Here is a 21740-nt window from a genome sequence, read left to right as displayed (position 1 = left end):
ACATGCCGCGCACCCGCAAAAAATCAGACGCCCGAGACGGCGCGCCCGCCACACCGTCCGCCGACGTTTTCCAACTGACGCTCAGCGGAGAACAAACCATTTACCAGGCGGCGGAACTGCATCAGCAGCTTCACGCCGCCCTGGCCGGCCACGCCGCCATCGAGCTGGATATGTCCTGTGTCGGAGAACTGGACTGCGCCATCGCCCAGGTGCTGCTGTGGCTGCGCCGGGAAAGCCTGCGCAAGGGCGTCGCGTTGCGCTTCATCGCCCCCAGCCCGGCCTCTCAGGACTTCATACGACTCGTCGGCCTGCAAGGCGAGCTCTCATTGGAAGAGGCCGCGCATGGATCTTGAACTGGCGCTGCAAACCTTCTTCGAAGAGTCCAACGATCTGCTGGGGGAGATGGAAAGCATCCTGCTGGACGCGGAGGCCGACTCCACCACCACGGAACAGCTGAACGCCCTGTTCCGCTCCATGCACACCATCAAGGGTTCCGCCGGGCTGTTTGGTCTGGACATCGTCGTCGGCTTCACCCATGAGGTGGAAAACGTGCTGGACCTGCTGCGCGACGGCGCCCTGCGGCTGGACGATATGCTGACCGGCCTGCTGCTGCGCTGCCACGACCACGTCAAGGAGATGCTCACCGTGCTGGCGGCCAAGGACAGCCTGGAGCGCTTCGCCGACACCGAACTGCTGGACGAGCTGATCGCCTACAACCGCGCGGCCGGCGGCGCCTCGGCTCAGGATGCGACGGAAACAACCCCGCCCCCGGAAGCGCCGCCCGCAGCGGCCCCATCCGAACCTCCGGCCGCGCCCGACGCGCAAAAGCCGGAGCAGTGGCTGCTGTCGCTGCGCTTTGGCCCGGACATGTTGCGCAACGGCATGGATCCGTCCTCCTTCATCCGCTATCTCGCCACCATCGGCGAGATCGATCGGATCGAAGCCGTCACCACCCAACTGCCGGCCGGCGACGCCTTCAATCCGGAAACCAATTATCTGCGCCTGGAGGCGCTGTACCGCAGCCCGGAAGAACAGCAGACGCTGCTGGATGTCTTCGAATTCGCCCGCGAAGACAGCGAGGTCCATATCTGGCCGTGGCCGCCCACTTCGCGACAACAAGCGCAGACGCTGGCCAGCGCCGCGCCGGAGGAGGCCGAGGCGGTGCTGGCGGTATGGCTGCGCTTTGGCCTGGAACCCGAGACCGCCGAGCCGGAAGCCGCGCCCGACGAGTCCTTCGCGACGGAGGTGGAAACGCCGCAGGCGGAAGTCGTGGAATTGGCGCAGGAGGAACATTCCACCGCGGACCTCGATCCTGTTCTGCTCGTCGACGCGGCCCAGGAGGCCCCGGCAGCCCGCGCCGGCGTCAAGACCTCCGGCGACGCCAAAAGCGGCAAGCAGGCTGAAAGCAAATTCATCAAGGTGGAGGCTGGCAAGCTGGACAGCCTGATCAACCTGATAGGCGAACTGGTGATCGCCGGCGCCGCCGCCAACCTGGTGGCGCGCCGTTCTCAGCAAAGCGCGCTGGTGGAAGCCACTCAAACCATCGCCAACCTGATCGAACAGATCCGCGCCGGCACGCTGTCCATGCGCATGATCCAGATCGGCGAAATCTTCAGCCGCTTCCCGCGCGTGGCGCGCGATGTCTCCCGCGAACTGGGCAAGGACATCCAGCTGCACATCTCCGGCGCGGAAACCGAGCTGGACAAATCCATGGTGGAAAAACTGGGCGACCCGCTGATGCACATCGTGCGCAACGCCATAGACCACGGCATCGAAACCACGGAGCGCCGGCTCGCCAGCGGCAAGCCGGCCGAAGGACATGTCTGGCTCAACGCCTACCATGAGTCCGGCAGCATCGTGATCGAAGTGGCCGACGACGGCGGCGGCCTCAACCAAGAGCGCATCCTGGCCAAGGCGGTGGAACGCGGCCTGGTTCCCGCCGACTCCGCGCTGCCGGAGCAGGACGTGTTCCGGCTGATCTTCGAGGCAGGCTTCTCCACCGCGGACCAAGTCACCAACATCTCCGGCCGAGGCGTCGGCATGGACGTGGTGAGAAAAAGCATAGAGCAGCTGCGCGGCACCATAGACATCGAATCAGAACTCGGGCTCGGCACTACCTTCCGTATCCGGCTGCCGCTGACGCTGGCCATCATCGACGGCTTCCTGGTGGAAGTGGCCGCCGCCACCTTCGTGGTGCCGCTGGAAGCGGTGATCGAATGCATAGAACTACCCGCAGCCCTGGACAAAGACAGCGTTCACGACTGCCTGAATCTGCGCGGCGAGTTGCTGCCGCTGCTGCGCCTGGACAGCTTCCTGGATTTGCCGTCGGTCGCGGCCAAACGCCGCAACGTGGTGGTGGTCCACTACGGCGATCGCAAGGCTGGTCTGGTGGTGGATGCCCTGCTGGGTGAATTCCAGACCGTGATCAAGCCACTGGGCAATCTGTTCCGCCATCTCAAGGCCATCAGCGGCTCCACCATCTTGGGCACCGGCGAAGTCGCCTTGATTCTCGACGTGCCCGCCCTGATCCACCATGCCACCCAAAAAGAGGCGGAGCGGTACGCGCTGCTTCCCGCCCGGGAATGGGACGCTGGCACAACAAACACCGCGGCGAAAACGGATAGGAGCGCCCAATGAGCCAATACAAACACGGCATGTCCATCGCGCAGAAGCTCGGGCTGGGTTTCGGCCTGATCATCGCGCTGATGCTGATCTGCGTCAGCGCAGCGCTGTACGGGCTGGAAGTCAGCAATATCGCCTTGCGCGACATCACCCAGGTCAACAACACGGAAAGCCGGCTGGCGCGCCAATTGATCAGCGACAATCAGGACATCCGGATTGCCTACCGCAACGTGATGCTGGCCGAGGGGCCTGCCGACATCAACAACGCGCTGCAAGCCTATCAGGCGGCAAAAATCATCTATACGGACAGGGAAAAGAAGCTGGCCGAAGTATTCCGGCAAGCCAGCAACAACACCCCACAAGAATTGGAGCAGATGAGCCGCATCCAGAATATGCGCCCCGCCACGCTGGCCCTGGTGGACAAGGCGGTGGATCTAGCCAACCAGGGCCGCCAGGATGAGGCCAAGAAATTGATGCAGAACGAGATCGCTCCGCAAATGATCGCCTTCAACCAGCAACTGACCGCGCTGGCGGACCTGGAAGACAAACTCAACGACCAACTGGCCAATCAGGCCGACGCCAGCTATCAGCAAGCCCACTGGGTGATGATAGCGCTGTCCTTGCTGGCCACCTTGATCAGCGCCGGCCTCGCCACGCTGATCACCCGCAACCTGCTGCGCACTCTGGGCGGCGAACCGCACTACGTGTCCGAAGTGATGCGTCAGGTGGCCGACGGCAATCTGGACGCGGAAATCCGGCTGCGGCAGGGAGACCAAAGCAGCCTGTGCGCCGCCATCGCCGTCACCATAGAGCGGATGCGCAACATCATCGCCGAGGTCAAGAGCGGCTCCGAGGCGCTGTCCAGCGCCGCGCAGCAGATCAACTCCACCTCCCAGGCGCTGTCCCAGGCCGCCAGCGAACAGGCCGCCGGCATTGAGGAGACATCGGCCTCCGTGGAAGAGATGTCCTCGTCCATCAGCCAGACCAACGACAACGCCCGCGTCACCGAGAGCATCGCCACCAAGGCCTCGCGCGAGGCGGCCGAGGGCGGCGAGGCGGTACGCCGCACCGTAGAGGCGATGCGTCAGATCGCAGATAAGATCGGCATCGTCGACGACATCGCCTACCAAACCAATCTGCTGGCGCTCAACGCCGCCATCGAAGCCGCGCGCGCCGGCGAGCACGGCAAGGGCTTCGCCGTGGTGGCCGCCGAAGTGCGCAAGCTGGCCGAGCGCAGCCAGATCGCCGCTCAGGAAATCAGCGGCGTGGCCGGCAGCAGCGTCAAGCTGGCCGAGCAGGCCGGCCAGTTCCTGGAGGAAATTGTCCGCTCCAGCAGCCGCACCGCCGATCTGGTGCAGGAAATCGCCGCCGCCTCCAATGAACAGGCCAGCGGCGTCAGCCAGATCAACTCCGCCATCCAACAACTGAGCCTGACCACGCAGCAGAACGCGTCCGCCAGCGAAGAACTGGCCTCCACCGCCGAGGAAATGAACGACCAGGCCGAACATCTTCACGAACTGATGGGCTACTTCAAGCTGGGCGCCGCCGAATCCTTCCACCCCGCGCCGCGCGCGCGGCGCGAGTCCGTGCTGCAGCACAAACCGCTGCACCCGCCGCTGGCGGAAGAGTCCGACTTCATCCGTTTCTAACCGGACTAGCGCCATGAAACCGCTCCATCTGCAGCGCAAACACGACAACGCCGTCTCCGCCGAAGGGCAGACCGACGCACGTCAATACCTGACCTTCCAGCTGGGCGGCGACGTCTTCGCCATCGGCATCCTGGCAATACGTGAAATCCTGGAATATTTGAAACCCACCCATGTGCCGCTGATGCCGCCCTTCATTCGCGGCGTGATGAATTTGCGCGGCTCGGTGGTGCCGGTAATAGACCTGTCGTTGCGCTTCGCCCGAGGCGAAACCGAAATCAATCGCCGCACCTGCGTCGTCATCATCGAGGTTGAAGGAGAGGACCAGCTGCAGTTGATCGGCATTCTGGTGGACGCAGTGCACGAAGTGCTGGCCATTCCCGACGCAGACATCGAGCCTCCGCCCCAGTTCGGCAGCAAGATCCGCGTCGACTTCATTGCCGGCATGGCCAAGCTGGACGGCCACTTCATCGTGCTGCTCAATGTCAACAAAGTGCTGTCGGTCGATGAAATGGCCCTGATCTCCAGCCTGGGCCAGCAGGAAACCGCAGCGGAAACCCAAACGGAAAAGGCCTGAGCGGCCATGCCGGCCCACTTCGCCTCCGCGCCCGGCCCAAGTTTTCTGTCCGTCTCCCGGCAGTTGAAACTGGGCTTCGGCGCGCTGCTGTTTCTGCTGCTGGCCTTGATCGGCGCTGGGCTGTACGGCCTGGAGCAATTCCACGTTCAATTGGAGGAGATCACCCAAGTCTATGGCCGCCACGCCCGGCTCAGCGACCGCATGCAGGTCCAGATCCAGGAAATGCGCATCGACTACCGCTCGCTGATCATCGTCTCCTCCCGCCGCGACATCGACACCTGGCGCGAACGCTATTTGAGCGCGCGCAACCGCTACCTGGAGCTGGAGCAGCGCCTGGCCGACGGCATCGCCCGGCAACAAGCGCCGGGCCGGGCCAGCCTGCAACAGGCCCTGCGGCAACTGCAAAATCGCCGCATAGAGGCCTTCATCCAGTTGGACCAGGCGATGCGCCAGGCCGCCGCCAACCAAAAATACGAAGCGCGCAAAGTCCTGGGCCACGCTACGCCCAATTTCCTGGCCGCCTTGCGGAAGCTGCGGACCGAAACCCACGCCTTGCAGCAACAAGCCGCCCTGCAAGCGGAGAGCCGCGGCCGGGAATTGAAAACGCTGTTGCTGACGCTGGCCGGAGGCAGCGCGCTGGCCGGCCTGCTGTTGGCTTGGGCCATTCACCGCAACCTGTGGCGCATCTTGGGCGCGGAGCCAGACGAGCTGGCCGAACGCATGCGCGAAATGGCCGCCGGCCGGCTATGGCGCGGCGGCAAGCTGCCCGCGGGAACGCGCCGCAGCGTGCACTCCACCTTGGAATACAGCAGCCGCCACCTGAGCGACATCATCCAAGACGTGCGTCACAACGCCGACCAACTGGCCGACAGCGCCCGCGAAATCCGAGCCACCGCCGAGGCGCTGGCGCAAAACAGCTGGGCCGCCGCGCTCAGCGTGAGCGCCACCGCCCAATCCTGCGCTCAAATGCACGACGTCAGCCAAGGCAACCTGGCTCAGGCCGAACTGACCAACGCCGCCGCGCACGACGCCGCGCGCCAGGTGGCTGACGGCAAACAAGCGGTGCAGACCGCGGAAAACGCGCTGGAACAGATTGCGGAACGCATCGCAACCGTCGAAGACATCGCCTACCAAACCAATTTGCTGGCGCTCAACGCCGCCATAGAGGCCGCCACCGCCGGCCGGCACGGCCATGGTTTCGCCGTGGTGGCCGGCGACGTGCGCAAGCTGGCCGAACGCAGCCATCACGCCGCCCGGGAAATCAGCGAACTGGCCCGGCACAGCCGCCATGAAGCGCGTCAGGCCGCGCGCGCGCTGTCCGGCATTCTGGAACGCAGCGCGGCCACCGCGGAACTGGTGGGCGGCATCAGCGCCGCCAGCCGGGAAGAGGCGCGCGGCATATCCCAAGTCCGCGACGCGATGGAGCACCTGGGCGAGGTGTCCCAGCGCAACACCTCCAACAGCGAAGCGCTGGCGGCCACCGCCGCCGAAGTGCACAAACAGGCAGCGCGTCTGCAACAGCAAATCGCTTACTTTCTGATTCAGGAGACAAGCGCGGAGACGGAGAGCGCGTCGAATCCACCCTGAAACGGCGCGGCAACTGATCTACATTAAAACGAATGAACCGGTCGCTTGGCCACCTTCGGCACAAAGGCCCTGGTAATGACAAAACAAGACGTCGATATTTTCCTGCATCCCGGCGATTGGTACTTCGGCGACAAGCACCACAAGGTCCGCACGCTGCTAGGTTCCTGCGTCTCGATCACGCTATGGCATCCCAAAGCCAAAATCGGAGGGATGTGCCACTACCTGCTGGCTCGGCGCACCGACCGCAGGGCATCGACATTGTCGGGCCGCTACGGCGACGAAGCCATGCTGTTGATGCTGCACGAGGTGCTGAACTCCGGACTGCCCTTGCAGGAATTCCACGCCAAGCTGGTGGGTGGAGCCGCGGTGCTGGCCGGCATCGAACGCGATCAACCGCACGACGTGCCGTCGCGCAATATCGACATGGCCTACCAGTTGGTGAAACAACTCGGGCTATCCGTGCATGCGGAGGATTTGGGCGGCAACAGCCCGCGGTTGGTGATGTTCGATCTGGCCACGGGCGATGTGTGGGTAAAACAAACGCAAGACGCGGACATGAACAAGATTTCCGCACACCATAAGGCAAGGACTCGGGCATGACTATCAAAGTGCTGATCGTGGACGACTCTGCAGTGGTTCGCCAAGTGCTGAGCCAGGTTTTCAGCCAGGCAACCGGCATGACGGTGATGGATGTGGCCACCGACCCCATCGCCGCGATGGAAAAAATGAAACAGCAATGGCCGGACGTCATCGTGCTGGACATCGAGATGCCCCGCATGGACGGCATCACCTTTCTCAAGCAGTTGATGGCTAGCCGGCCGACGCCGGTGGTGATCTGCTCATCGCTGACGCAAAAAGGCACCGACATCAGCATGCAGGCGATGGCCGCCGGCGCGGTGGAGGTAATCGCCAAACCCATGGCCGGGGTCAAGGGCTTTCTCGAAGAGAGCGCCAGCCAACTGGTACATGCGGTGCGCAGCGCCGCCGCCGCCCGAATGAACCGAGTGCGGGTGATGCCCTCCGCCGGCGGTGGAGCGCCCTCTGGCGGCGCGGCGCCAACACCCAACCCGCTGGAAACCCGGCCCAAGCTGTCCGCCGACGCCATCCTGTCCGCGCCCACCGGCGGCAATATGTTCGCCACCACGGAACGCATCATTGCCGTGGGCACCTCCACTGGCGGCACCCAGGCCTTGGAAACCGTCCTCACCGCTTTGCCGCGCACCTGCCCCGGCCTCGCCATCGTCCAGCACATGCCGGAAAAATTCACCCGCTCTTTCGCCGAGCGGCTGGACAGCCTGTCCCAGATTGAAGTCAAGGAAGCCAGCAACGGCGACCGCATCCTGCCGGGCCGCGCGCTGATCGCCCCCGGCGGCAAGCACATGATGATCAAACGCAGCGGCGCCTTCTATCTGGTGGAAGTGGTGGATGGACCGCTGGTCAGCCGCCACAAGCCGTCGGTGGACGTGCTGTTCCGCTCCGCCGCCAAGTTCGCCGGCAAAAACGCGCTGGGCATCATCATGACCGGCATGGGAGACGACGGCGCCAAGGGCTTGAAGGAAATGCACGACTGCGGCGCCAAGACCATCGCCCAAGACGAGGAAAGCTGTGTCGTGTTCGGCATGCCCAAGGAAGCGATCCGCCTGGGCGCGGCCGACGAAGTGATGTCGCTGGACACCATCGCCAAGGCGATTTGCCGCTGAACGAGGAAACACCATGCAACTGGATATCCAGGACGTCCTGATCATTGACGACAGCACCTTGCAGCGCCAGCACGGCTGCGAGATCTGCCAAGGCCTGGGCGCGCAGCAGATCCGCCAGGCCGCCAACGGCGAGGAAGGTCTGGAGCGGATGCGCGAGCAACTGCCCAGTCTGATCCTGCTGGATTTGGAAATGCCCAAACTGGACGGCGTGCAAGTGATGCAACACATGGCCAAAGAGGGGCTGACCGCGCCGCTGGTGGTCACTTCCAGCAAAGACTATCTGTTGATCTCCACCGTGGAACTGATGGGGCGGGAGCTTGGGCTGCCGGTGCTGGGCGGCTTAAAGAAGCCGCTGCGCCAGCCCGAGCTGCTGGACCTGCTCAAACGGGTCTGGACGCCCAAGGGCAGCGACGAACACCATGCCGAACTGTTCAGCGAGGTGGAGGTGCGCGAGGCCCTGGACAAGGGCGAGATCATTCCCTACTACCAGCCCAAGGTCACCCTCAACGGCGGCTTGCTCAAAGGCGCGGAAATGCTGGCGCGCTGGCAGCACCCGGAGCTCGGCATCGTCTCGCCCGCCCGCTTCATCCCGGTGGTGGAAGCCAGCGGCTGGGCCACCGAACTGACGCTCAGCATGCTGGACCAAGGCCTGAAGCAATGGCAGGAATGGGCGCGTCGCGGGCTGCGGCTGCCGCTATCGGTCAATCTGTCGGCGCTGTCGCTGAAGGGCGACGATCTGACACAGCAAATCGAGCAGCGGCTGCTTAGCACCCATGTGCCGCCGCGCTTCATCATCTTCGAAGTGACCGAGACCGCGATCGCCGACAACCTGGCCGAGGCCATCGGCATCGCCGCCCGGCTGCGGCTGGGCGGCCTGGGCCTGTCCATCGACGACTTCGGCACCGGCTTCGCCACCTTGCAGCAACTGACCCGTTTCCCGTTCACCGAACTGAAAATCGATCAATCGCTGGTCACCTCGGTGTCCACCAAGCCGCACCTGGAAGCCGTGCTCAACAGCGTGATCGAACTGGCCCAGCGCATGCAACTGACTACCGTGGCCGAGGGCATAGAAACCACCACCGACCTGGACTTCATGGGCAACCGCGGCTGCTTGATGGGCCAGGGCTATTTCATCGCCAAGCCGATGGACGCGCCCCACTTTGAAAGCTGGGTCAAGGAAAGAATGCAGCAGCATAAGGAGGCCAGCACCGGCTGACCCCGGACTTTGAACCGGCGCTTAAAGCCTGTTCAAAGTCTGCCGCGCTTCGTGGAGCCTTGCACGGCGAGTACAAACTCAAAATGCTCATGTACCCCTCGTACACTCCGCTTTTTCGCTCGTTTTCGCCTTGTCTCGCTCTGGTTCGCAAGATCGTAAAATCGCGCTTACACCGACCACAACGGCGGCTCGTCCAACAGCGCAATCTGCTCGCGCAAGGTCAGAATCTGCTCCTCCCAATAACGCTGGCTGTTGAACCAGGGGAAGGCGGCCGGAAAGGCCGGATCGTGCCAACGCCGAGCCAGCCAGGCGCTGTAATGGATCAGACGCAGGGTGCGCAAGGCCTCCAGCAGATGCAGTTCGCGCAGGTCGAATTCGCAGAAGTCCTCGTAGCCGGCCAGCACCTCGGCCAACTGCGCCGATTGCTCCTCGCGGCTGCCGGACAGCAACATCCACAAATCCTGTACCGCCGGCCCCATGCGGCTGTCGTCAAAGTCGACGAAATGCGGGCCGTCGTCGGTCCACAGCATATTCCCGACATGGCAATCGCCGTGCAGCCGCAGCGTGCTTACCGCGCCTGCTCGCTGGTAAGCGCGCTCGACGCCGGCCAAGGCTTGCTCCAGCACGCCGCGAAACACCTCGCGCAATTCCGGCGGCAAGTCCGCGTGCCGCAGCAGGTATTCGGCCGGCTCGCGGCCAAAACTGTCCGGGTCCAGCGCCGGCCGCCTCGCGTAGCCCTCCACTCGGCCCAAGGCGTGAATGCGCCCAAGGAAACGGCCGATCCACTCCAAGGTTCGCGCGTCTCCCAGCTCAGGCACCCGGCCTCCGCGGCGAGGAAACAAGGCGAAGCGGAAACCGCCGTGATGGTGCAGCGTCGCGCCGTTGAAAGCCAACGGCGGCACCACCGGGATCTCGCGTTCCGCCAGCTCCAGCGAAAACGCGTGCTCCTCCAGTATCTGCTCGTCGCTCCAGCGCTCCGGCCGGTAAAACTTGGCCACCAGCGGCGCGGCGTCGTCGATGCCGATCTGATAAACCCGGTTCTCATAGCTGTTCAGCGCCAGCAGGCTGCCGGAGCTGAAAAGGCCCAGGCTGTCCACTGCGTCGAGAATGGCGTCCGGCGTGAGACCGGCGAAGGGTGGCGTTTGATGTGTCTGCATCCAGGCATTATACGCAGCCGGCAGCTCTCGAGCGTAAGCGGGTAAAATGAAGGAATCTGACGCCGCGCCGGAAGCCCCCATGGATCTGAAAAACCTGTATACCCGCCTGCCCTCCGTAGACCGCCTGCTGAGCCACGACCGTCTGTCCCGCCTGCTGGGCCGCCACGGCAACGCCGCGCTGGCCGAAGCCGTGCGCCAGACGCTGGAGCAGGCGCGCCGGACCATACGCGAACAGCACGCGCTGCCGCCCTGGGCCGCCAGCGACGACAGCCTGGCCGCCGCGGTAGGCGACCGAGTCGCCGAGCGCCAGCGCATGCGGATGCGCCCGGTGTTCAACCTGTCCGGCACCGTCTTGCACACCAATCTGGGCCGCGCGCCGATGGCCGAGGCCGCGGTGGACGCGGTGACCGCGGCGATGCGCGAAGCCGCCACGCTGGAATTCGACCTGAAAGGCGCCGGCCGCGGCCACCGCGACCAGGCGGTCAGCGAACTATTGCGCGAACTCACCGGCGCTGAAGCCGCCTGCGTGGTCAACAATAACGCGGCGGCGGTGCTCATCATGCTGTCCACCGTGGCCGCCGGCCGCGAGGTCATTCTGTCCCGCGGCGAGATGGTGGAGATCGGCGGCGCCTTCCGCATGCCGGACGTGATGCGCCAGGCCGGCTGCCGGCTGGTGGAAGTGGGCGCTACCAACCGCACTCACCTGAAGGACTATCGCAACGCGATCACGGCGGAAACCGGCCTCCTGCTCAAGGTCCACACCAGCAATTACGCGATTCAGGGCTTCGCCAGCAGCGTGGCGGAGGCGGAACTGGCCGAACTGGCGCGCGAACGCGGCCTGCCGGTGGCCACCGACCTGGGCTCCGGCGCGCTGATCGACCTGGCCGCCCACGGCCTGCCTCACGAGCCGATGCCACAGCAGATGATCGCCGCCGGCGTAGACTTGGTCAGCTTCTCCGGCGACAAGCTGCTGGGCGGGCCGCAGGCCGGCCTGATCATCGGCAAGCGCGAATGGATAGACAAGATTCAGCAACACCCGCTCAAACGCGCGCTGCGCTGCGACAAAATGACCCTCGCGGCGTTGGAAGCCACGCTGCGGCTATATCTGGAACCGGACCGGCTGCCCGAAACCCTGCCGACGCTGCGCCTGCTGACCCGCCCGCAAACAACGATGCGCGCCAGCGCCGAGCGCCTGCGCGCCCCGCTGGCCGCCGCGCTGGGAACGGACTATCTGGTAGAGGACGCCGCCTGCCTGTCCCAGATCGGCAGCGGCTCGCTGCCGGTGGACCGCTTGCCCAGCTGGGCGCTGGCGGTTTCGCCCGCCGACGGCCGAGGCGGTACGCTGGAACGGCTGGCCGAAGCGCTGCGCGCGCTGCCGCGGCCGGTAATCGGCCGCTTGGCCGACGGCCGGTTATGGCTGGACCTGCGCTGCTTGGAGGATGAAACCGGCTTTATCGACAACCTGGGCTCATTGGCGCGTCCATAGCCACACCAAAACGCCGGCGGCCATGGTCCAGCATGCCGCCGCGCCCAGCAAGGCCGCGCCCAAGCGCCAACGGTCGATCAGCCAATACAAAGCCAACAAATAAATAAAATAAGGCAGCAGCGAAGCCATGCCGAACAGCAAGGTGGTTTTCAGCTCGGCCACGCCGCGCTCGCTGCCCACAATATAATGCGCGATCAGCGCGAAGGTGGGAAACAGCGGCACCAGGCCGGCGATATAGTAATTTCTGGACCTGGCCAACACGCTGATCAACAAGACCGCCAGCGCGCCCAAGGCGCTTTTCAACAATAAAGCCATTTCCTTACCCGCCCGCGGAAAACCACGATTGTGTCACAAGCCGTCCAGCCAACGGCTGAGGTTCATTCTTGTTCTCATTCTCATTAATAAAAACAATCAATTTTTTAAAATTAATAGCCAATATGCGATAATAGCGATATCCCACCCACTGCCGGACTGCACTGCCATGGCCCACACTCATCACGCCATCGACGGCGACAGCGTAGAAAAACGCCGCGCCGGCCGCATCAGCACGCTCGTCAGCGTCGCGGTCAACCTGATTCTCTCCACCACCCAGATCGTGGTGGGCGCCCTGGCGCACTCCTCCGCCTTGATCGCCGACGGCCTGCACTCGCTGTCCGACCTGATCGCCGACTTCGTCGTCTTGCTGGCCGGCAAACACAGCCACAAAGCGCCGGACAACGATCACCACTACGGCCACCACCGCTACGAGAACGCCGCCTCGCTGGTTCTGGGCCTGCTGTTGCTGGGCGTCGGCCTGGGCATGCTGTACAGCGCCGCCGCTAAATTCCACGACCCCGCCTCCATCCCCACCGTCCATGTCGTCGCCTTGTGGGTGGCGCTGCTGGCCCTGGTGGTCAAAGAGGCGCTATTCCGCTACATGCTGGCGGTGGCTAAACGCGTGCGCTCCAGCATGCTGGTGGCCAATGCCTGGCACGCGCGCTCCGACGCGGCCTCCTCGCTCGTGGTGGCGCTGGGCATTATCGGCAACCTGATGGGCTACCCGCTGCTGGACCCGGTGGCCGCGCTGCTGGTGGGGCTGCTGGTCGCCCGCATGGGCTGGCGCTTCGGCTGGGATGCGATGCATGACCTGATGGACCGCGCCGCCGACGACGAGGCCGTCGCCGCCATCCGCCAAACCCTGCTGGCCACCCCCGGCATCCACGGCGTTCATGACCTGCGCACTCGCAAGATGGGCGATCTGATCCAAGTGGATGTGCATCTGGAAGTAGACGGCTCAATCAGCGTGGAGCAGGCCCACGCCATCTCAGAAGCCGCGCGCCACCATGTGCTGGAACGGCACCCGGTGCTGGACGTGCTGATCCATATCGATCCCGTCGAGCACTACCTTCCGGACGCCGCGCCCACTAGCTGAGTGCGGCCCCATGGCCAAGCCCGCCGTTTCTGGCGATACTTGGCCTTTTACCCCTTCAGCTTCGCCCGCCATGATTATCGCCACCGCCGGACACGTAGACCACGGCAAAACCGCCCTGCTGCACGCCCTGACCGGCACCGACGCCGACCGTCTGCCGGAAGAAAAAAAACGCGGCATGACCATAGATCTGGGCTATGCCTATTTGCCCACGCCGGACGGCGGCGCGATCGGTTTCATCGACGTGCCCGGCCATGAACGCTTCCTCGGCAACATGCTGGCCGGCGTAGGCGGCGTGCGCCACGCGCTGCTGGTCATCGCCGCCGACGACGGCGTGATGCCGCAAACCCGCGAGCACCTTGCCATTCTGCAATTGCTGCAGCTGGACAGCCTGACCGTGGCAGTCAGCAAAAGCGATCTGGTCGGCCCGGAAGCACTGGAACGCGTCATGAGCGAAGCGCGACAGACGCTGACGGAGCACGGCCTGCAAGCGACAGCGCTGCTCCCGGTTTCCGCGCGCACCGGCGTCGGCGTCGATGATTTACGGCGGCAACTGCTGCAACAGCGCGGCGACGCGACGGGAACGGAACGGCGCTTCCGTCTGGCGATAGACCGCGCCTTCACCATAGGCGGCGCCGGCCTTGTGGTAACCGGCACGGCTTGGGGCGGCCGCGTCAGCATAGGCGACACGCTATGGCTGAGCGGCAAGGACGTTCCGGTCCGCGTACGCGGCCTGCACGTGCAAAACCAGCCGGCGCGGCAAGGCCAGGCGGGGCAGCGCATCGCGCTCAACCTGGCAGGCGACATCGAAAAACAACAGATTCAGCGCGGCGACTGGCTGCTGGCGCAAGCGGCCCCGGCACCGAGCACCCGCGTCAGCGTCCGCTTGCGCCTGGCTCCGGGGCTTCACGCCGCGCTGCGCCATTGGCAGGCCGTACATATCCATCACGCGGCCAGCCACTGCACCGGCCGGGTGGCGCTACTGGAACGCTCGCAGCTCCATTCCGGCGACGAGGGGTTGGCGGAACTGAGCCTGGACCGTCCGCTCCACCTGGCCGACGGCGACCGGATAATCCTGCGAGACGCCGGCGCGCAGCACACGCTGGCCTGCGCCACGGTGTTGGAGCGGCAACCGCCCACCCGCGGCAAGCGACACGACGAACGGCTGGCCTATCTGCGCGCCCTGGCCGCGGCGGGAATGGAGGATGTCGAGAATCTGCGGCTCCGCCTCAGCCGGCAAGCGGTTTCCCTGCCCGATCTGGCCTGGGACCGGCAATTAAACGAAACCGGCCTGGCGGAACTGCTGCGCGCCGCGCCGCTACACATCGCCGGCCAACATGCTTATGCGCCGGAACACTGGGCAAGTTTGCTAGAACAACTGCTGCAACGGCTGGCGGCGCTGCATCTTCAGCAACCGGATCAACTGGGCGCCAGCCGCGGCCGCGCGCGCCGGCTGGCGCTGCCGCAGGAAAGCGAGGCGGCCGTCAACTTGATGATTGATCAGTTACTGGCGGAAGGGAGGCTGGCCAACACCCGCGGCTGGCTGCACCTGCCCGAGCACGTGCTGGCTTTCAACGCAGAAGAGACCGCGCAGTGGCGGCGATTGGAACCGGCTTTCGCTGAGGAGAACCAAGCGCACTGGGTACGGGATCTGGCAACGGCTGCCGGCTTGGAAGAAGAACAGGCGCGCGCCTTGCTGCGCAAAGCCGCACGACTAGGCCATGTCCACGCCGTGGTGCGGGACCGCTATTGCTCCAGCGCGACCATACGCGGCATGGCGGCCATCGTTCGAAACCTGAACCAAGACGTCGGCTACGCCGACGCCGCCAACTTCCGCGATCAGTTGGGCTGCGGCCGCAAACTGGCGATTCAGATCCTGGAATACTTCGACCGCTGCGGTTTTACCCGTCGCTTGGGCGACAAACACCTTCTGCGCGAAGCCCGGCTGTTCGACTAGCCGGCATGCCCGGGGCCTGGCGGCGACTCCAAGGCCCGGCCCAGCACCGCGCGCAGCCGGCTGATGTCAAACGGCTTCTCCAGACGCGCGGCGAACCAAGCGGCGCGCGGGTCGGCGTACTCTTCCGGATACGCCGTCATCGCGATGATTTTCACGCCACGGTGGCGCACGCTGCGCTTCAGCGCTTCCGCCACTGAATAACCGCTCTCATTACCCAGCTGCATGTCCAACAACACCACGTTGAAGCTCGCCTGCTGCAGCTTTTGACAAGCTTCCGCCACCGAGCTGGCGGTGGACACCGCGTAACCGTTCATCTGCAGACAATCTGAAAATGGTTCTCGGATATTCTTGTCGTCGTCCACCACCAACACCGAGCGCTCCGGCCCCGGCAGTTGGTCGGGCACCACAATCGGCAAACGGACGATGAATTCGGAGCCGACGCCTACCACGCTCTTCAGCTCCAGCTCGCCGCCCAGCAGCGACACCAGCTCCTTGACCACCGCCAAACCCAGCCCGCTGCTGCCCACTCGACGCGCATGCCCCTGGAAAAACGGCTGGAAAATGCGAGATTGAAACTCCTCAGGCACGCCGATGCCGGTATCTATCACCCGGATATCCAAAATATTGCGGCCATCGGCGGCGTCCACACCGGCCTCAACAGTAACCGTCCCGTGATCCGTGTAACGAATGGCGTTGGTCAGCAGATTCCCGACTATCTGCCGCAAACGGTCTCCGTCCAACCTTACCTTCGGCGGCAACTCGCCCAGCCGCACATACAGGCCCAGACCCTTGCCATCCAGCTGAGCGCGATGCACGTCGATCACCTCGTTCAACGCCGCCGCCACATCCACATCGCTGATATGCAAGCGGAACTGCATGTTTTTGATCGCGGAGATGTCCATGATGTCCCGCACCTGGGTCATCAGATGCGTCATGCAGGTTTTCAAGCGCCCCACCGCCTTGGCCGCCTTTCCTGCCGGATCAATGTCGGGCTCGATCAGCTCCACGCATACCTGCATGGTCTGCAGCGGCGAGCGGATCTCGTGGCTCAGCGTGGCGAGGAAGGTGGTGCGGTCCAGTTCCGCGTTCACCGTGGCCTTATGCGCCTCACGCTCTTGTTCCAATAGTTGCTGACGGGCGGCGGCGTCGCGGCGCGCGCCCTGATAGCGGTACAAGAGCACGAAAATCACCATGCAAATGCCGCCCAGCGCGAACCACAGCGAAGCGACCAACTGCTGGTTGTGCCGCAAATCCTTATTGCGCGCGTCGCGGGACGACACCTCGGCCACGCGCGCCTGAACCGCGAACTCCGCCAGCGAAGGCCTGATGCTGTCGATGCGGTCTATATTCTGCTGCGCGGTCCTTAGGCTGGGATGCAGAATATTCTCGTCTTCGAAGAAATCCTGCAGCAGGCTGGCGGTGCCCTTGAAGCCGTCCACGCGGCTCAGCATCTCCTGCATCTTGGATGGAGTGACGAAATCGAGGAAACGGCTGTTGGCCACCGCCAAGCGAAATTGCACTTGCGACTCAGAGACTTCCCCCGCCTTCAACCTCAACAGGTCCGCGCGGGCTTTCTCAAGCTCAAGCTGCATCTGCGCCACCGACCAGTACAAATCTTCGCTGCGCCCCTCAAAGCTGCGCGCCGGCACATAACGCTCGATCGCCATGTAAACGCCGATGGCGAGCAACAAAAAGCCAAGCAAGGCCAGCGCCGGAATCCCCTTCCAGCCGGACAGCATCGATTTGTTCATCGCTCGTCCCGAGCCCTCCTGACCGGCCGGCATCAAAACACCACCAGGCGATTGATCTGCCATACCAGTTTGGCGTCCATCACCGGCCCTTTCTTATCCTCCGGCATTTGGTCCAGTGGATACATCAGCCAAAGCGGCCCGCGGTTGGTGATGTCCAAAGGCTTGTTGTTGACCGAGCGCGCCAGCACGACGTCGAAGTCGTAGAATTCGCGGCGGTCTATCCAGTACACGTAGTCGTTCAGCGCGCGCAGTTTCACTTTCTGGCCGCTGGCGCCCACCTTGGCCAGGATGTCCCGCATCAGCGGTCCGCTGAACACCGATTGCGGCGTCCAGCTGGTCTTGGTCACCACCGAATGCTGCTTGAAGTTCTGCAAATCCTGCTCGCGGAACTCGTACACATTCTTTTCTTTATTAGTGAACTGGCTGATCTTGCCCGACACCGTCAACACCACTGGCCCCGGTTCGGCATGCAGCGCGGCCATGCAACACGCCAGCGCCATTCCGCCCAAGACCGCCTTCCAGCTCTTCCCCATGCCACGCTCCCAACCCTGCTCATCCCGTGCCCGTCGTCCGACGTCTTCCGGCGCCGGGCTCATGACATTTGAACTTTGATTTCACAAGCAAAACAATTAAATCTAATTAGAACAAAAATGCCATTAAAATATTTCTGGCCAATATATCAAGCTGCCCGACAAAAAACCATCCGCCCCTATCCGGACCAGTACCATGGGACAGTAGCCGTCGCTCGCGGCGCTCAATGCGAAAGCGGCCCTGAAAAGGGCCGCTTTCGCTTCGCTCCGCCGGCCTCGCCGGCGATAGGCTCATTTGCCGCGGCGCAGCCCCGGACGTCCCGCGACATGGCAAAGCTGGGTAAACAAAGACAGAAGGTGCTTCATGCTGATTTCCTTTATTCTCAGTAGACGGAATGACCCGCGCGCTCTTGCGGCGCATTGCAGCGGGCCATCTATTCTAATGGCATGAGGCTCTGTCTAGAAATTCATTTTATTTATAAGGCATAAAATTGGCTTATCGCGATTCCGCGATATAATGCCCGCTGGCGTCGGCTTGACGCCAGCGGGCCAACAGTCCGTTCGCACGCAGGAAGAGACTCGTCCCCGGTGGGGCGGCTGGTCTTCAAAATCAGATGGGGCCGCCAGCGGTCCCGGGCAGGTTCGACTCCTGTTCTCTTCCGCCGTTCGCTCCGCCAACATCCCGCCCCAGGCATAGCGGGCAATGGCATTGGATCGCATGCTGTTTCACCAGCGCGCGCAGGCGTTCCAGCCGCTGCGCCTCCGCCAGCATCACAGATGCCGCCACGGGCTTGGCCTCGGTCTTCCCCAAAGCGGATGGAAGCGTCGTTGTCGCCGCCGCTCCCGCTGCCGCGCCTGCGCCCAACATCACTCCACCCGCGCCGATATGCAGCCACTTCACCCCCATCGCCCTCTCCCTATCCCAGAACGGTTCGCACAGATGTCCGACTCTATCGCTGATAGGAAGTGCCGACGATGCGCATAAAAAAACGGCCCCATCAGGGCCGTTTCTTGTCTATTCGCCCAATCAGCGAATGATTTCCACCTTATAGCGCGGCGGCAGCAGCAGAGCCGGCACCTCGCGCTTTGCCTTCCGGCTGCGACGGCCGCTCAAAGGTCTCTTCACGCCCTCGGTCAAACCGGCCAGAACCGAAGCTTCCGGCTTGGGCGGCGCCGGCAAGCGCTCACGCTCCCGTTCGCGCTCACTGGGACGCGTCAGCCAGGAAGGGCGGAAACCATCGACGATCTGCGGCGTCAACGTCTGCTTGGTCAGCTTCTCGATAGACTCGTGCTGACGGGTTTCTTCCGGGGACATTAACGAAATCGCCACGCCCTTGGCGCCGGCGCGGCCGGTACGGCCAATCCGGTGCACATAATCTTCCGGGGCGTTCGGCAGCTCGAAGTTGACCACATAGGGCAACTCCGTCACATCCAGGCCGCGAGCGGCGACATCGGTGGCCACCAATATGCGCAGTTTGCCTTCCTTGAACCCCGCCAGCGTTTCCAGACGCGCGCCCTGAGCCTTATCGCCGTGAATGGCTTCGGCTTGCAGGCCATCGCGCTGCAGTTCACGCGCCAGACGGTCGGCGCTGAGCTTGGTCTTGCAAAACACGATGACCTGGCTCATCTCGCGAGATTTGATCAGATGCGTCAACAGATGGCGCTTTTTGAAGGCGTCCACCGAGTAAACAATCTGCTCGACCTGGTCGTTGGTGGCGTTTTGACGCGCGACCTCCACCGTTTGCGGCGACTTCATGAAATCAGCGGCCAGCCGTTTGATCTCCGGCGCAAAAGTGGCGGAGAACAATAGAGTCTGACGCTCTTTGGGCAGCATGCCCATGATCTTGCGGATGTCCTGAATGAAACCCATATCCAGCATGCGGTCGCCTTCATCCAGCACCAGCACTTCCACCTTGTTCAATTGAACGGTTTTTTGCTGGATGTGGTCTAGCAGGCGTCCCGGCGTGGCGATCAGGATTTCCACGCCGCGGCGCAGTTCCTGAGTTTGCGGGTCCATATTGACGCCGCCGAACACCGTGGTGGAGCGCAGAGGCAGGTATTTGGTGTAGCTCTTGACGTTGACGCCGATCTGATCCGCCAATTCGCGGGTAGGAGACAACACCAGGGCGCGCAGCGGATGCATCGCCGGGGACACGCTGGTATTGGCGTATTTCTTCAGGCGCTCCAGAATGGGCAGCATGAAGGCCGCGGTCTTGCCGGTGCCGGTTTGGGCGGCGGCCAGCAAATCGCGGCTGGACAAAACCAGAGGAATCGCCTTTTCCTGAATCGGGGTGGGCTGGGAATAGCCCTGTTCTTCAATGGCGCGCAGAATCTCGGGCGACAGCCCGAGTTCGGAAAACAGCATGGACAAAACTCCTGCAAAACTCGCGGGGCCTGTTGCGCGCACGCGCCAACATGCCCCCGTATTCAAATGACACAAACGGACAAGACAACGCCGCCCTAACGGCGGCGTTGGGTCGTCAGCCCATGTGGCTTGCGACGCTGAGCAGCAGGATTACGGCCAACCATAGCAAGGCGGAACGCCAGACCAGACCAACCGCGCTTTTCAGGTAGTTGGGATCGGCTTCGTCGCCCAAGCCCAGTTCGGGCCGGAAGCGTATGGAGTAATCCTGTCTGAGCGGATCGCCCAATTTCACGCCGATCGCACCCGCGGCCGAAGCCAGAAGAATGCCATTAGCGTAGTTCCCCCATGTTTTGGCCTGGGAGCGCCAGCAATACACCGCATCTTCGAAATCGCCCATAATGGCGAAGCTGGCGGCGGTCAAACGCACCGGAATCCAGTCCAGCCAGGCAGCGGCGCTAGCCGAGAAACGACCGAACGGGTCTTCGTCCGCGTCGCGGTTGCCCCACTTCTGATTCAGCATAGAACAGAGTCGGTACAACAGCGCGCCGGCCGGGCCCGGCAACAACACAAACCAGAACATGGTGCCGAACACATGGCGGTAGCTGTCCACCACCCCCTGCTCAATCGCCAGCCGGGAAATTTCCTCGACAGACAATTCAGCGGTGCCCTGGCCAGTCCAATTCGCCAGCGCGGTGCGCGCGTCCAGATCCCGCCCTTCGGCCAAGGCCTGGGAGATTTCGGAGAACGCACTGGAGAAATGGCGGAAACCCATGGTCAGATACAAGATCAGGACATTCCACAACATCGCCAGGATCGGGCTCAAGGCGTGCAGCGCGTAGTAGATCAGCAAGCTGAGCAAGACCGCCGGCACGATCGCCAAGGACCACGCCAACACGCCATGACGGTTGGAGCCGGCATTCAGATTGCGTTCCAAATGATTGGCGTAGCGAGTGAACAGCAGCCAGACGCGATTGCGATTGCCTAACGGCCGCAACTGCTCCAGTGCCAGAGCGATAATCAAGGAAATCAGGGTCATTGGTTCCGGATAGTGGTTTTCTCAGGCCCGGAGAGGAAGATACCATAAAGGCCAGGGCATTCCCACTGCTCCTTGAGAATAGACTCTAAAACCGGCCGCGACGCGGTGAAAAAGCCAAGAGCGCCGCAAAGGCGCTCTCTTCGTATATTGAGCTTGCCGGGGGCGTTTTCACTCCCCTTTTCCAGCCATCCCGCCCACGCGCGGCGGACTTTGAACAAACCTCAGGCGGAGCCGAGAAAGCGCCGCCCGGTCGCCAGTTCCGGCAGCTGCCCGGCCTTGTCGTAGCCCATGGTGGAGGCTGCGGCGTCGCGCAAGGTGTTCAGCGCGCCCTCCACCAACGACAAGCGCTGGTCGATGAAGCTGCCGTTGAGCTGATTGATGCTCTGCGCCCGCTGAATCGCCTCTTCCAGCCCGGTCCAGGCCAGACTGGCTTCCGGCTTGTCCGCCAGCCAGATGTAAACCGTCTCGCTGTCCTGCACGCCGATCCGACGCATCAGTTCGCCGCGCTGAGCGGCGCTGACGGCCAGTTGGTCCAGCACTGCGCTCTTGCCCTCGGCCAGAGCGTCCAGCTGAACGTCAAAACCCTGCACCAATACCTTTTGTTCCTGCTCCAGCAACGCAATCAGCCGGGCAACGAGATCGCTCTCGGCCCGGCACAGCTGACAGAATTCTTCAACAACGTTCATGCCTGACTCTCAACTG

Annotated in this window: 18 protein-coding genes and 1 tRNA gene; 12 read left to right on the top strand and 7 right to left on the bottom strand. The window is 63.4% G+C overall.

Going from position 1 to position 21740, the window contains the following annotated elements:
- Positions 1-2: 2 nt before the first annotated feature.
- From BR71_RS16620 to BR71_RS16585, 8 genes are all read left to right on the top strand, one after another.
- Positions 3-353, top strand: coding sequence for an STAS domain-containing protein (locus BR71_RS16620; RefSeq protein ID WP_052370720.1), 351 nt, complete (start codon positions 3-5; stop codon positions 351-353).
- Positions 343-2637: a chemotaxis protein CheA gene (locus BR71_RS16615; RefSeq protein WP_081862709.1), complete on the top strand. Its 2295-nt coding sequence runs from the start codon at positions 343-345 to the stop codon at positions 2635-2637. Before BR71_RS16620 ends, BR71_RS16615 begins: the two co-directional genes overlap by 11 nt.
- A complete protein-coding gene (locus BR71_RS16610) occupies positions 2634-4271 on the top strand; it encodes a methyl-accepting chemotaxis protein (RefSeq protein ID WP_052370718.1) in 1638 nt (545 codons plus the stop codon). The genes BR71_RS16615 and BR71_RS16610 overlap by 4 nt, the downstream gene beginning before the upstream one ends.
- 13 nt (positions 4272-4284) lie before the next feature.
- On the top strand, positions 4285-4845 hold the full coding sequence (locus BR71_RS16605; RefSeq protein ID WP_019103017.1) for a chemotaxis protein CheW: 561 nt from the start codon (positions 4285-4287) through the stop codon (positions 4843-4845).
- Between the two features lie 6 nt (positions 4846-4851).
- The gene (locus BR71_RS23040) at positions 4852-6432 is read left to right on the top strand and encodes a methyl-accepting chemotaxis protein (protein WP_052370715.1); all 1581 of its coding nucleotides are present in this window, start codon (positions 4852-4854) and stop codon (positions 6430-6432) included.
- Between the two features lie 75 nt (positions 6433-6507).
- Positions 6508-7032, top strand: coding sequence for a chemotaxis protein CheD (locus BR71_RS16595; RefSeq protein ID WP_043640102.1), 525 nt, complete (start codon positions 6508-6510; stop codon positions 7030-7032).
- On the top strand, positions 7029-8132 hold the full coding sequence (locus tag BR71_RS16590; protein ID WP_043640053.1) for a protein-glutamate methylesterase/protein-glutamine glutaminase: 1104 nt from the start codon (positions 7029-7031) through the stop codon (positions 8130-8132). The genes BR71_RS16595 and BR71_RS16590 overlap by 4 nt, the downstream gene beginning before the upstream one ends.
- A gap of 13 nt (positions 8133-8145) precedes the next feature.
- Positions 8146-9348, top strand: a complete 1203-nt coding sequence (locus BR71_RS16585) for an EAL domain-containing response regulator (protein ID WP_043640049.1) — start codon at positions 8146-8148, stop codon at positions 9346-9348.
- 167 nt (positions 9349-9515) lie between these two features.
- Here BR71_RS16585 and BR71_RS16580 read toward each other — a convergent pair whose 3' ends face one another.
- The gene (locus tag BR71_RS16580; protein WP_043640099.1) at positions 9516-10505 is read right to left on the bottom strand and encodes a serine/threonine protein kinase; all 990 of its coding nucleotides are present in this window, start codon (positions 10503-10505) and stop codon (positions 9516-9518) included.
- 46 nt (positions 10506-10551) lie between these two features.
- Here BR71_RS16580 and selA point away from each other — a divergent pair, with 46 nt between their 5' ends.
- Complete coding sequence (gene selA, locus BR71_RS16575; protein ID WP_244269655.1) at positions 10552-11991, top strand: L-seryl-tRNA(Sec) selenium transferase; 1440 nt, start codon at positions 10552-10554, stop codon at positions 11989-11991.
- Here the strand turns inward: selA and BR71_RS16570 are convergent.
- Positions 11974-12306: a GlpM family protein gene (locus BR71_RS16570; RefSeq protein ID WP_043640044.1), complete on the bottom strand. Its 333-nt coding sequence runs from the start codon at positions 12304-12306 to the stop codon at positions 11974-11976. The two genes, selA and BR71_RS16570, sit on opposite strands and share 18 nt — an antisense overlap.
- Before the next feature lie 166 nt (positions 12307-12472).
- Between BR71_RS16570 and BR71_RS16565 the strand changes: the two genes are divergently transcribed.
- Both BR71_RS16565 and selB read left to right on the top strand, forming a co-directional pair.
- The gene (locus BR71_RS16565; protein ID WP_043640042.1) at positions 12473-13402 is read left to right on the top strand and encodes a cation diffusion facilitator family transporter; all 930 of its coding nucleotides are present in this window, start codon (positions 12473-12475) and stop codon (positions 13400-13402) included.
- A gap of 70 nt (positions 13403-13472) precedes the next feature.
- Positions 13473-15356, top strand: coding sequence for a selenocysteine-specific translation elongation factor (selB, locus tag BR71_RS16560; RefSeq protein WP_043640040.1), 1884 nt, complete (start codon positions 13473-13475; stop codon positions 15354-15356).
- On the opposite strand, the gene BR71_RS16555 is transcribed toward selB, so the two are convergent.
- Positions 15353-17107, bottom strand: a complete 1755-nt coding sequence (locus BR71_RS16555; protein WP_043640037.1) for an ATP-binding response regulator — start codon at positions 17105-17107, stop codon at positions 15353-15355. The two genes, selB and BR71_RS16555, sit on opposite strands and share 4 nt — an antisense overlap.
- A gap of 32 nt (positions 17108-17139) precedes the next feature.
- Positions 17140-17640 (bottom strand): putative pterin-binding protein, encoded by a 501-nt coding sequence (locus tag BR71_RS16550; protein ID WP_043640035.1) that lies wholly within the window; start codon positions 17638-17640, stop codon positions 17140-17142.
- 567 nt (positions 17641-18207) lie between these two features.
- Between BR71_RS16550 and BR71_RS24265 the strand changes: the two genes are divergently transcribed.
- A tRNA-Sec gene (locus BR71_RS24265) sits at positions 18208-18299 on the top strand.
- 365 nt (positions 18300-18664) lie between these two features.
- Here the strand turns inward: BR71_RS24265 and BR71_RS16540 are convergent.
- From BR71_RS16540 to BR71_RS16530, 3 genes are all read right to left on the bottom strand, one after another.
- Entirely contained in the window at positions 18665-20002 is a 1338-nt protein-coding gene (locus tag BR71_RS16540; protein WP_043640031.1) for a DEAD/DEAH box helicase, read from the bottom strand.
- 115 nt (positions 20003-20117) lie between these two features.
- Positions 20118-21038, bottom strand: a complete 921-nt coding sequence (locus tag BR71_RS16535) for a CobD/CbiB family protein (RefSeq protein ID WP_019100620.1) — start codon at positions 21036-21038, stop codon at positions 20118-20120.
- A 221-nt stretch (positions 21039-21259) separates the two neighbouring features.
- Positions 21260-21724 (bottom strand): flagella synthesis protein FlgN, encoded by a 465-nt coding sequence (locus BR71_RS16530; RefSeq protein WP_043640028.1) that lies wholly within the window; start codon positions 21722-21724, stop codon positions 21260-21262.
- Positions 21725-21740 lie beyond the last annotated feature (16 nt).

Origin of the sequence: Chromobacterium haemolyticum DSM 19808 (assembly GCF_000711885.1) — a bacterium.
Lineage (GTDB): Bacteria > Pseudomonadota > Gammaproteobacteria > Burkholderiales > Chromobacteriaceae > Chromobacterium > Chromobacterium haemolyticum.
The sequence above is the reverse complement of the archived record's forward strand: the minus strand, read 5'-3'. Positions and strand labels throughout refer to the sequence as shown.